Source organism: Streptomyces sp. NPDC030840 (assembly GCF_055572015.1).
Genome location: NZ_JBVIEE010000010.1, coordinates 22,172 through 33,664, shown reverse-complemented (window position 1 = coordinate 33,664; position 11,493 = coordinate 22,172). Strand labels below are relative to the sequence as shown.

General features: G+C 72.5%; 9 protein-coding genes. 1 reads left to right on the top strand and 8 read right to left on the bottom strand.

Features of this window, described 5'->3' with window-relative positions; genetic code table 11:
• Positions 1–70 precede the first annotated feature (70 nt).
• The 7 genes from ACZ49J_RS22205 to ACZ49J_RS22175 all read right to left on the bottom strand — a co-directional run bounded on the left by ACZ49J_RS22205 (position 71) and on the right by ACZ49J_RS22175 (position 8,797).
• Positions 71–2,785: a SpoIIE family protein phosphatase gene (locus tag ACZ49J_RS22205; RefSeq protein ID WP_467455840.1), complete on the bottom strand. Its 2,715-nt coding sequence runs from the start codon at positions 2,783–2,785 to the stop codon at positions 71–73.
• A gap of 484 nt (positions 2,786–3,269) precedes the next feature.
• Positions 3,270–3,677: an ATP-binding protein gene (locus ACZ49J_RS22200; protein ID WP_467455758.1), complete on the bottom strand. Its 408-nt coding sequence runs from the start codon at positions 3,675–3,677 to the stop codon at positions 3,270–3,272.
• A gap of 201 nt (positions 3,678–3,878) precedes the next feature.
• Entirely contained in the window at positions 3,879–4,295 is a 417-nt protein-coding gene (locus ACZ49J_RS22195; RefSeq protein WP_467455756.1) for a (deoxy)nucleoside triphosphate pyrophosphohydrolase, read from the bottom strand.
• A gap of 55 nt (positions 4,296–4,350) precedes the next feature.
• Entirely contained in the window at positions 4,351–4,542 is a 192-nt protein-coding gene (locus tag ACZ49J_RS22190; RefSeq protein WP_467455755.1) for an SPOR domain-containing protein, read from the bottom strand.
• A 336-nt stretch (positions 4,543–4,878) separates the two neighbouring features.
• Positions 4,879–5,631, bottom strand: coding sequence for a GntR family transcriptional regulator (locus tag ACZ49J_RS22185; RefSeq protein ID WP_467455754.1), 753 nt, complete (start codon positions 5,629–5,631; stop codon positions 4,879–4,881).
• A gap of 158 nt (positions 5,632–5,789) precedes the next feature.
• On the bottom strand, positions 5,790–7,049 hold the full coding sequence (locus ACZ49J_RS22180; protein ID WP_467455753.1) for a DUF4190 domain-containing protein: 1,260 nt from the start codon (positions 7,047–7,049) through the stop codon (positions 5,790–5,792).
• A gap of 179 nt (positions 7,050–7,228) precedes the next feature.
• Positions 7,229–8,797 carry a S8 family peptidase gene (locus tag ACZ49J_RS22175; protein ID WP_467455752.1) on the bottom strand — a complete coding sequence of 523 codons (1,569 nt, stop codon included), beginning with the start codon at positions 8,795–8,797 and terminating at the stop codon, positions 7,229–7,231.
• 384 nt (positions 8,798–9,181) lie between these two features.
• On the opposite strand from ACZ49J_RS22175, the gene ACZ49J_RS22170 reads away from it, so the two are divergent.
• Positions 9,182–10,288 (top strand): threonine synthase, encoded by a 1,107-nt coding sequence (locus ACZ49J_RS22170; protein WP_467455750.1) that lies wholly within the window; start codon positions 9,182–9,184, stop codon positions 10,286–10,288.
• 369 nt (positions 10,289–10,657) lie between these two features.
• Here the strand turns inward: ACZ49J_RS22170 and ACZ49J_RS22165 are convergent, their stop codons facing one another.
• The gene (locus ACZ49J_RS22165) at positions 10,658–11,488 is read right to left on the bottom strand and encodes an SDR family NAD(P)-dependent oxidoreductase (RefSeq protein ID WP_467455749.1); all 831 of its coding nucleotides are present in this window, start codon (positions 11,486–11,488) and stop codon (positions 10,658–10,660) included.
• Positions 11,489–11,493: the final 5 nt, after the last annotated feature.

Here is an 11,493-nt window from a genome sequence, read left to right as displayed (position 1 = left end):
TAGGGGCGGGTCGGTTTGAGCCCGCCCTCCGGACGCCTGCGCCCGGCCACCTCCGCCGGGAGCGGGCCCGCTAGAACAGGCTCAGCAGCGCCTCCGCCGGGTCCGCGAGGTTCGACTCGCCGTCCGGGAGCGGGAGCTCGAACCAGACCGTCTTGCCGCGCGGCGTCCGCCGGGAGCCCCAGGCCGCGGAGAGCAGACCGACCAGCTGGAGGCCGCGGCCTCCCTCGTCGGTGTCCCGCGCCCGGCGCCGGCGCGGCTGCACCAGGCCCGCGTCCCACACCTCGCAGACCAGCGTCCGGTCCAGCAGCAGCCGCAGCCGGATCTCGCCCTCGCCGTACCTGAGGGCGTTGGTGACGAGTTCGCTGACCAGCAGCTCCGTCGTGTCGACCAGGGGTTCCAGGTCCCACGCCTGCAGCTGCGTCCGCGCGTACTCACGGGCGCGGCCCACGCTGCGGGGTTCGCGGGGCAGGGTCCAGTCGCCCACGGAATCCGTGGGCAGCCCTTGCACCCGCGCCATCAGCAGGGCGATGTCGTCCTCGCCGTGGTGCGTGTCGAGGGTGTTGAGGACATGGTCACAGACGTCCTCAAGGGGGCGGGAGGGGTCGGTGAGGGCGCCGACGAACGCCTGGAGGCCCTCGTCCAGGGGGTGATCGCGGCTTTCGACCAGTCCATCCGTGTAGAGCGCCAGCAGGGCGCCTTCGGGCAGTTCGACCTCCACCTCCTCGAACGGCTCGCCGCCCACGCCGAGCGGCATGCCGGGGGGCACGTCCAGCATGAGCGCGCTCTCGCCGGGCTCGACGAGTACGGGCGGGAGGTGGCCGGCGTTGGCGAAGGTGCAGCGCCGGGTCACCGAGTCGTAGACCGCGTACACGCACGTCGCGAGGTACACCTCGGAGAGGTCGGCGTCGCGGGGCTGGCGGGCTGCCGTGCGGGAGGCCTGCTGCACGCCGCCGGGGGTGCCGAGGCCGCGGGCGATCTCGTCCAGCGCCGAGAGGACCTCGGCGGGTTCGAGGTCGAGCAGCGCCAGGGTCCGTACGGCGGTGCGGAGTTCACCCATCGCCACGGCGGCGCGCAGGCCTCGGCCCATGACGTCGCCGACGACCAACGCGGTGCGGTGACCGGGCAGTTCGATGACGTCGAACCAGTCGCCGCCCACCTCGGTGGCCGCGTTGCCGGGCAGGTAGCGGCAGGCGATGTCCAGGCCGGAGGCCTCCGGGTCGCCGGGCGGGAGCAGGGATCGCTGGAGTATCAGCGCCCGTTCGTGCTCGCGGCGGTAGAGGCGGGCGTTGTCGATGCAGACCGCGGCGCGCGAGGCCAGTTCCATGCCGAGGGCGCGGTCGCGTTCGCCGAACGGCTCGCTGCCCTTGGTGCGCGAGAACTGGACGAGCCCGACCACGGTGTCGTGCGCGACCATCGGGACGGCGAGCGTGGACTGGATGAGGCCGCCGTCCTCGGCGGGGATGTGCCGCGGCCGCGCCGTGCGCAGGGCGTCCGCGCAGAGCGAGGTGAAGGGGTAGTGGTGGACCGCGCCGACGGCGACGGGTGCCGGGCCACCCACGAAGGGCGCGTCGGAGACCGCGCTGGCGAACGCCACCCGGCGCAGCTCGGCGCTGCCGTCGGCGAGTCCGGGCGGGGTCTCGTCACCCACGAGGAGCCCCTGGTAGAGGTCGACGGTGGCGAGGTCGCAGAAGCCGGGGACGACGACGTCGAGGAGTTCGCGGGCGGTGGTCTCCAGGTCGAGGGAGTTGCCTATGCGGGCGCCCGCCTCGTTCAGGAGGGCGAGATTGCGCCGTGCGGCGGCGGCCTCGCGTGCGGCGGCGCGCCGGGCCGTGACGTCGGTGCTGAGCCAGGCGATACCGATGGGCCGGCCGGAGCCGCTGTGCACGCGGTAGAGGTTGATGGACCAGTGGCGGCGCTCGTCGTAGCCCGGTACGAAGCCCGTGACGTTCATGTCCGTGATGGACTCGCCGGTCTCCAGGACGCGGCGCAGGGTCGCGGCGACGCGTTCGGCCTCCGGCGAGGGCAGGTAGTCGTGGACGCCGCGCCCCCGGTGGTCGTCGGGGGTGCCGCCGAAGACGGACACGAACCGCTGGTTGGCGCGCCGTACCCGCAGATCGGTGTCGATCAGGAGGAAACCGAACGGGGATTGACCGAAAATCGACTGCGAAGCGGCCAGGTCGGTCTCAATCGAACGCAGGGTGCGGACGTCCACCACGATGCACACGGCGGCCCGTTGGCCGTCCTCCGTGGTGGTGGGCATCACATAGACCTCGGCGAGTCCCTCGGCGCCCTCGGCGTCGGGCATCCGGAACGGGACGACTCCGGTCCACTCACGGCCGTCGAGGATCTCGGCCATCTTGCGGTGGCCGCGTTCGCGAAGGTCGGCGGCCACGAAGGCGGCGATGGGATCCATGCCGACAGCGCGTTCGGCGGGGATGCCGAACAAATGCTCGGCGCGCAGGCTCCACTGGTCGACGAGACCGTCGGGGCCGATCGAGAACGAGGCGACCTTGATGTAGTCGTAGATGGAACCGGGCGGGCTGCTCTGCCACATGGAGTCGCCTGGCCCGTCGGCCCCGCCGCCGGGCACGCCCGCGTCGAAGCCGCCGCCGAGTCCCACTCCGGGGGCGCCCGCGCGACTGCCGGACACCGCGCCCGGGGCGCCCGCGCCGAGGCCCTCGCCGGGCCGTTCGGCCGGCGCGTCCGCCGGGCGGTCGCCGGACCGCTGGTCCGGGACACGCCCGCCCGGCGCCTCGCGCCCGGCGCCGTCCGACGCGCCGGTCATGTCCTCACTGGGGCCGTTACTCGCGTCAGCGGACACGCCGCCGACCCCGTGGGCGGGCGTGAGACGGCCCGCGCCGGCGGCCGTGTCGTGGAGGGGCGCGTCGTGCGTGTCGAAGGCGGTGCCGTCGGCCGTGGCGGCCGACGGGCGGCCCGCTGTGCGCGGTGTCCCCCCGCGTGGCGTGTCGCCCGCGGCGGAACGGCTCGCGGCCTCAGCCCTCGCGCCGTCCCACGGGTCTTCCGACTCCGTGGCCTTCGCTGGTATCTCGCTCACGCGAACCGTCCCCTCCAGCTCACCGCGTCCGGCTTCGGTCACCGGGGGCGGCTGCCCGCAGTATCCAGCACTACGTGGCCGCACGACACGGTGTTCACGATCACAGCACGGTCCCGATGCGTTTTGGACCGGCCCGGCCATCCTCCCAGTCTTCTAACCAAGCGGTGGCACCTCGAACCAAAGAGTCCGGTCGGCGGCGCCGGCTCGATGTGCGTCAACCGGGCACGGGAAGTTCGAACCAGACCGTTTTGCCGACCGCCCCGGGCCTCGTGCCCCAGGCCCGGGAGGAGGAGGCCACGAGCTGGAGCCCCCGGCCGCTCTCGTCATCGAGACGGGGCACTCGCTCGCGGGGCGGGTCGGGGAGGGGGTCGGAGACCTCGACGAGCAGGACGCCCAGGGGAAGGCTGGGGCGGACCAGGCGCACACCGATGGGGCCGGTGGCGTGTCGCAGCGCGTTGGTGACCAGCTCGCTCACGAGCAGGGCGGTCAGATCGGCCAGGGATTCGAGGTGCCAACCCCGCAGCTGGTCCCTGACGACGGCGCGGGCGGCCCGTACGGAACCGGGGTCGGCGGGGAAGGTCCACTCGGCGCGGTCGCCTTCGGTGTCGGTCACGCCGATCACTTCCCAGACCAGAAGCGGAGGGTGTCCGGTTTCACGGGGTTAATGGGCACATACCCGATATCGGATACCACCTACCGCTGGCGCGCCCTTCCATGGGAGCGGCCCGTAAGGGGCGCGGGGAACTGCGCGACCGACCCCCACCGGCCCGCAGATTCACCACGGCGCCCAACGGAGCGCGGAGCAGAGCGCCGAGCGGAGCGCTCAGCGCACCTCGGACCCGTCCCTCCTCCACGCCAGCCGCGCCACCTCCATGACCGCCGGGACGTCCTGGTCCAGCCAGTCGACGTCCCAGACCTCGTCGCGGGTGAGCCAGCGCAGCTCGTCGTGGTCCTCGAGGGGTCTGGGATCACCAGAGATGAGGTGCGCGGTCCACGCATGCAGCACGTAGCCGGCCCTCAGGGGCCACGCACCGGGTACCCGCTCGGCCGGTTCCGCCTCCACGCCCAGCTCTTCGCGCAGTTCACGGACGAGGGCGTCCTCGGGGGTCTCGCCGGGCTCGACCTTGCCGCCGGGCAGCTCCCAGCGTCCGGCCAGTTCGGGCGGTGCTGTGCGGCGCGCGGCGAGCAGGCGGCCACCGCTCAGCAGGGCGGCTCCCACCACCACGATCGGTTCGATCATGCGCGGGAGCCTACGGGAGTGGGGCCGGAGGTCCGGCGGGGCTTGGCGTGCGCGGTCAGTTGGCCCCGCCCTGACCGTTCTGCCCGATGCGCTCGACCCAGTAGAGCTGCTTGTGTCCGCGGCTGTCGAGGCTGTCCGCGATCTTCTGGGCCTCGGCCCGGGTCGCGTACCTGCCCACGCGGTAGCGATTGCCGTTGTCGTCCTGTCGTATGACGAGCCAAGGGAGAGTGATCGTGCCGTCGTTCATCGCGACCCTCCACTTCCCGTCCCCGGCTCTCGCCGTGCCCCGCCCAAGGAAACCGCAATCCGCATATGCCCGAGCGTACGCCTTACCTTCACGCAGCGAATACGGAATTTCACAAAGAGGTACGCAACCAGCCATGACGCAGGGGGCGCTTCCTGCCGAATGCGCCGTCGGCCGCCGGGCGCACGCCCCTTCGCGCTCCGACGAGCAGGGGGAAGCGGGGTGGGAGCACGTGGGGCGTGCCCCACAGAGCCCCCCACGAGAACGGCCAAATTCGAACTGCGGCTCGGGAGAGCGCACTTGGGAGAGTGCGGCACGGGTCGGCCGCCCGCATCCTCCCTACTTCACCGGCAGGTGATAGGCGACCCGGTACCGATCCGCCGGCACCACCACGTCCGCCGTCTCCACCGGCCGCCCCGACGCGTAGTACGTGCGCTGGATGACGAGCACGACATGCCCAGGGACACCTCCGAGGGCGAGGAGCTCCTCCGCGAGTCCGGGGCGCGCACCGACCTCCTCCGTGACGTTGTCCACGACCACATCGATGGCCGCCATGCGCTCGACGACGCCCATCCCGCCGAGGGGTCCCTCCTCCGGCAGCATCACCGGCGTACGACCGGTCAGGGCGAGGGGCTCCCACGACGTGGAGAGCATCATCGTCTCCCCCGCGTCCCGGAACACGTACCTCGTGCACATCACGCGGTCCCCGGGCTGAATGCACAGCCTCTCCGCGACGGCGGCGCTCGCCTCGGCCTGCTCGCTCTTCGACTCCCACGTACCGCGCGCGTCGGCGTCGGCCTGCTCCTGCCGGAAGGGCGTGGCCCCCCTGGAGGGCCGGAACCCGGAACGGGCGACCCGCCGGGGCACGGGCCTCTCCCGTACGTACGTCCCCGAACCGGAGCGGCCCTCGACGAGCCCCTCCGCCATCAGCACCTTGCGCGCCTCCAGCGCCACGGTGTCCGAAACGCCGTACTCCTCGCGGATGCGGGCCTGCGAGGGAAGCCGGGTGTGGGGAGGAAGTGAACCGTCGACGATCTTCTTGCGGAGATCACCCGCGACGCGCAGATACGCCGGCTGCTCACCGAAAGTCACTGGCCGCTCCCATCAGGTTGTACAGACAGCTACAGCCTGGCAACCGTGGGTTGAGCCATGCAAGCAAAGGCCTGAGAATCACTCGATGTGATGACGCGAGGGGCGGGGAGGCATGACACAGGCATTAAGCAGGCATTTTCTCCCCGCTGCACACACCCTCACACCTCCTCGGCGGAGCCGCTCCCTCCGCCCTCGCCGCCGCCACTCTCCTCCCCGTACGAAGGCGGGGTCGTGGCCAGCCCCAGAGCCTTGCGGGCGGTGACCGCCGTGGTCCCGTCCACGATGCCGAGGGCGTCGTCGTAGTGCTCGTAGAAGACGTCGGCGTCGGCCGCCTCCGCCGCCTTCTCCCACTGCTCGCGCGCCCGTTTCAGGGCATCCGCGTGCTCGGCGACCGGTCGGGCGGTGCCGTCGCTCCACTGGTGCTCACCGAGCATCGCGACCTGCTCGTCCAGGGCCTTCGCGACCCGGGACGCCCACTGCCTGTGACCCGGCAGGTCGTCCTCGACGTACTCGTCGGCGGGCGCGGCGTCGAGCGCGCGGTGGTACCTCCCCTCGGCCCGGAGGTAGGTGAGCTGGTCCGCGGTCAGCATGGAGTCGTCCTCGCGCAGCGACCCCCGCAGCTTCGTCTTCTCGTCCGTGCTCCCGAACATGCACGTCACCTCGCGGTCACCCGCGCCCCAGCTCTGCCGGGTCGGCGTGAAGTAGTAGACGTCGACGTACTCCGGAAGGGCCCACGAGTCCATCGCGTAGGAGTCGGCGAGGGCGTAGCACTTCGTGTCGGCGGTCTCGGCCATGTCGTCGGCGCCGGGGTAACCACCCTCCGGCAAACGGAAGTTGGCGAACACCTCCGCGTCGTGCTCCCCCTCGCACGGCACCGTGTCGACGTCGGAGGCGTACCCCTCCAGGGAGCCGTTCGGCGAGTCGAAGCACTCCCCCTTCTCCACCGAGAAGGTGCCGCCGTTCTCACCGGCCGCCTCCTGGAAGCCCTCCCAGAACCCGCGCGCACCACCCGCGGCGAGGAAGACGATCATCAGGAGGGTACCGACCGACGAGAGCACGATCCCCGTGACGGCCATGCCCTTCCCGCGCTCCCCCTTCTTCTTGATCTGCGTGAGCGCGACGATCCCGAGCACCAGCCCGACGAACGGCAGACAGCAGAGGACGCCGAGCACGAGCGCGGCTATCGCGACGCCGTTGACGGGCGCGGGGTGGTTGTAGGGGGAGTACCCCTGCCCCCACGGCTGGTACGGGTGGCCGTACGGCTGACCGGGACCCGCCGCGTACGGCTGCCCCGGACCCGCGTACGGCTGCCCCGCACCCGGAGGCGGTGGGTAGTGCCCTGGCGGGCCCTCGGGCGGCAGGTACGGGCCCTGGGGCTCCTGGGGCTGCTGCGGCCCAGGGGGCGGGGGTATGGCCACGGGTGCCGTTGCCTCTCGTCCGGGTGGGGGAACTGACGTACGACGTGTGGGCGCATCGTAAGCGCGGGACGGACGAGGGCGGTACTCAACGGCTCGCCCTCACGGCGGGCCGGGCCACGGACCCGGAGACCTTCCGCGAGGGCGAGGGGTACGCCGGAGGGGACGCGCCCGAGCGGGCGTCAGAACCGCAGTCCCCAGGAGTCGATCCACCCGACGTCCCGCACCGCGTTGTCGGTCACCCGGAGCCTCCATGCGCCGTTGGCCGTCTCGGAGGACGCGTTCACCGTGTAGGTGGTGTCGATGTTGTCGGTACCGCCGCCGGTGCCGTACGCCTTCAGGGTGTACGGCGTGCCGTCGGGAGCGACCAGCTGCACCCGGAGATCGCCGACATGGGTGTGAATGATGCTCACCGGCACGCGCAGTGACGCCGGGGCCTTTCCGGAGACCCCCCGCACGCTGATCGACGACTCGACCGTCGCGTTGTCGGAGATCGTGTGGTCGGCGGTGTTCTCGAAGCGCGGGCCGGGCGGGGCCGTCGTCCCGCCGCCGCCCGCGTTGAGGAGGCGGTTGGGCGAACCCGTGCCGGGACTGGTGACGACGCCGGTGGTCGCGGAACCGACCAGGGCCGTTCGGACGGCGGCGGGCGTGGCCGTGGGGTGGTCCGCCAGGTGGAGGGCGGCGGCTCCCGCGACGTGCGGGGCCGCCATCGACGTACCCGAGAGGGTGTTGGTCGCCGTGTCGCCGGTGTGCCAGAGCGAGATGATGGAGGAGCCCGGGGCGAACAGGTCCAGCACCGTGCCGTAGTTGGAGTAGCTCGCACGGGTGTCCGAGTTGGTCGTGGCGCCGACGGTGATGGCCTCGGTGACGCGCGCGGGCGAACTGGTGGACGCGTTGGCCGACTCGTTGCCGGCCGCGACCGCGTAGGTGATGCCGGAGGCGATGGAGTTGCGGACGGCCGCGTCGATCGCCGTGTCGACGGGACCGCCGAGGCTCATGTTGGCGACGGCCGGCTTGACGGCCTCGGCGGTCACCCAGTCGATGCCGGCGACCACCTCGGCGGTCGTCCCCTCCCCTGCGTCGTTCAGGACGCGGACACCGACCACCTTCGCCTTCTTGGCGACGCCGTAGGCCGTTCCGGCGATGGTTCCGGCGACGTGCGTGCCGTGTCCGTGGCCGTCCTGGGCGGTGTGGTCGTTGTCGACGGCGTCGTAGCCGTTGAGGGCACGGCCGCCGAAGTCGCGGTGCGAGACGCGGACACCGGTGTCGAGGACGTAGGCGGTGACGCCCTCTCCGGCGGTGTCGTCGTAGCTGTAGGTCTGGTTGAGCGGGAGTGCCGCCTGATCGATGCGGTCCAGACCCCAGGACGGCGGGTTGGACTGGGTCGCGTCGATCCTGAACGTGCGGTTCTGGACGACGGAGGTGACGGCCGGGTCGGCGGCGAAGCGCTTCGCCTTGTCCTCCGTGGCCTTGATGGCGTAGCCGTTGAGGGCCTTCGTGTAGGTGCGCTCGATGGTCGCGCCGTACGCCTTGGCGAGGGCCCTGCCCTGGTCGGAACCGGCCTTCGCGACCTCCGCCTTCAGGACCACGATGTAGCTGTCCTTGATGGCGCCGGCCGCGCCCGCGTACAGGATCCGGCCTTCCGGTTCGGGGCCGGCGGCGCTCGCGGCGAGGGCCGGGACGAGACCGGCGGCGAGCGCCGCCGTGGTCGCGACGGCCAGTCTTCGCCGGGTCTGACGCATCACTGCCATCTGGGGGACCTTCCTCAGTCGGTGGTACCCGGGTGGGGGCTGGGGGACGGGCGGGATCGGGAGACGGGCGGGATCGGGAGACGGTGGTGAACGTGCGGAGCCACGCCGTGCGGGCCGGGCGCACGCTCGCCGGACAGTCCCAAGAGCGGACCGGGGAGCCGACCGGGGAGCCGGGAAGGCATGGGCATGCCGATGCCGGGTCCGGTCCGCACAGGTCACTGTTGCACAAATATGGTCATACTTCGTGTATCACCTGCTCTTCCTGTGCGTCAGTGAAGGACTGACGGGGGCACAGGAACGCACGACGGCTCACCCTGGCCGGACGCGCGCGCCGCGCGCCGGTCATGACCCACCGTCACCGAACGGCACAACTACGCTGCGGCCATGACACCTCTGCCGGACCGTTACTGCCCTTCCGACGGCACGCGCGTCCCCGCGGACTCGCTCGCCTGGTGCTGCCCGGCCTGCCGCGGCCCCCTGGATCTGGACTTCGCTCCCACCCCGGCCCCGCTCAAGTCCCTGGCCGGACGGGTGAACTCGCTCTGGCGGTACGCGGAGTGCCTGCCCCTGTCGGGCCCCTCGGTGTCCCTGGGCGAGGGCCGCACTCCCCTCGTGGAGCTGACGGAGGGCATCTCGGCCAAGCTGGACTTCCTGATGCCGACGCTGTCGTTCAAGGACCGGGGCGCGGTGCTGCTGGCCGAACTGGCGCTGCGGCTCGGGCCCCGCCAGGTGCTCGCCGACAGCAGCGGCAACGCGGGCACGGCCATCGCGGCGTACTGCGCGCGGGCCGCGCTGCCCTGCACGGTGTACGTCCCCGCCGGCACGTCGGCCAAGAAGCTGGAGCAGATCCGGGCGCACGGCGCACGGCTGCACGTGGTGGACGGGGACCGTGAGGAGACGGCGCGGGCGGCCCGTCAGGCGGCGGACGAGGAGGGCGTCTTCTACGCGTCCCACGTCTTCAACCCGTACTTCCTGCACGGCACGAAGACGTACGTCCACGAGCTGTGGGAGGACCTCGGCGGCCGTCTCCCCGACGTCGTCGTGGTCCCCGTCGGCAACGGAACGCTGCTGCTGGGCGCCTGGCTCGCGGTGGACGAACTGTACGCGGCGGGACTGATCGGCCGGCGGCCCGCCCTGTACGCCGTCCAGGCGGCGGCGGTCGCCCCGCTGGCCCACGCCTGGTCCGAGGGCGCCGACGACCTGGTGGGGGACACCCCGGCGGCCCCCACCCTCGCCGAGGGCATCGCCATCCCGCGGCCGCCCCGGGCCCGGCAGATCCTGCGGGCCGTCAGGGGGTCCGGTGGCGGATTCCTGACGGTGACGGAGGACCAGATCCGGGACGCCCAGAGGGACCTGGCGTCGCGGGGACTGTACGTCGAGTCCACGGGAGTGGCCTGCTGGGCGGCCGTACGCGAGGGCGCGCTCGGGGGCCGTACGGCGGTGGTGCCGTTGTGCGGGGCGGGGGTGAAGTCGGGGCTGGCGGACGGCTGACAGCGCGGGGTGCGAACGCCGGCGGCGGCCTGCGGCAAGCAGGGGGTGAGACCGCCGGCCGGCGGTCCGGAGACGGAGGTCCCATGACCACGGGCCTGGACGACGAGGAGCCGCCGGCTTTGGCGCGGTCGCCGTGCCGGGTGCGGGCCCGGAGGTTCTCGCCCCCGCCGCCCCTACCCGTCCCATCCCCGGGGGCTGCGCCCCCGGACCCCCGCTGTCGGCCTTGCGGCCTCGTCCTCAAACGCCGGACGGGCTGAAAACCCACGCCCCGGCGAACAAGGCCGTCGGCGTCGAGGTCACCTGGCAGAACCAGGACCGCACGGCACGCGCCCCGGCCGCCAGGGAGCCTCGCCGGCCCGGGGCCCTGCCTCAGTCGTCGAAGGCCGTCGCCCTGGCCCGCTTCTCCCAGGGGGCGATGTCCTCGCGCACCTGGTCCAGGTGGCCGAGGACCGCGCTCACGCCGTCGTCCCCGAGCGGCAGCCTGAGCGGCGTCCGCTCGTCCTCCAGCGCGGCCAGGATGAGGGCCGCCGCCTTCGCCGGGTCGCCGGGCTGGCTGCCGTCGCCCCCGGCCACGAACCCGCGCGTCTCCCCCACCTTGGTGTACACACCACTGTCGGCGCTCGCCCCGGCCCGGGCGGTGTCGAACAGGCCGGTGCGGAAGGAGCCCGGCTCGACGATCAGCACCTTGATGCCGAAGTCGCGCACCTCGTCCGCCAGCGCCTCGGACATGCCCTCCAGGGCGAACTTCGTCGCGCTGTACGCCGAGAAGCCCGCGAAGGACAGCTGCCCGCCCATGCTGCTCATCTGCACGATCGCGCCGGAGCGCCGTTCCCGCATGTGCGGCAGCACGGCGCGGGTGAGAGCGGCGGGCCCGAGGACGTGCACGTCGAACAGTGCGCGCAGTTCGGCGTCGGTGGTCTCCTCGAAGGCCCCCACGTGCGTGCGTCCCGCGTTGTTGACCAGGACGTCGATCCTTCCGTGCCGTGCCACGACGTCCCGTACGGCCGCCTCGGCCGCCGCCGTGTCGGTGACGTCGAGTCTCAGCGCCTCCACCTGGTCCGGATGAGCGGCTACCAGGCCGGCCAGCGCGTCGGTGCTCCGCGCCGCGCCCACGACCACGTCGCCCGCCGCGAGCGCCGCCTCGGTGATCGCCCGCCCGAACCCACTGCTGGCGCCCGTCACCAGCCACACCCTGTTCATGACCG

Excerpts from the sequence above, each read along its gene's own strand:
- ACZ49J_RS22165 (WP_467455749.1), bottom strand. The coding sequence starts at position 11,488 with ATGAACAGGGTGTGGCTGGTGACGGGCGCCAGCAGTGGGTTCGGGCGG.
- ACZ49J_RS22170 (WP_467455750.1), top strand. The coding sequence starts at position 9,182 with ATGACACCTCTGCCGGACCGTTACTGCCCTTCCGACGGCACGCGCGTC.
- ACZ49J_RS22190 (WP_467455755.1), bottom strand. The coding sequence starts at position 4,542 with ATGAACGACGGCACGATCACTCTCCCTTGGCTCGTCATACGACAGGAC.
- ACZ49J_RS22195 (WP_467455756.1), bottom strand. The coding sequence starts at position 4,295 with ATGATCGAACCGATCGTGGTGGTGGGAGCCGCCCTGCTGAGCGGTGGC.
- ACZ49J_RS22175 (WP_467455752.1), bottom strand. The coding sequence starts at position 8,797 with ATGGCAGTGATGCGTCAGACCCGGCGAAGACTGGCCGTCGCGACCACG.
- ACZ49J_RS22205 (WP_467455840.1), bottom strand. The coding sequence starts at position 2,785 with ATGACCGGCGCGTCGGACGGCGCCGGGCGCGAGGCGCCGGGCGGGCGT.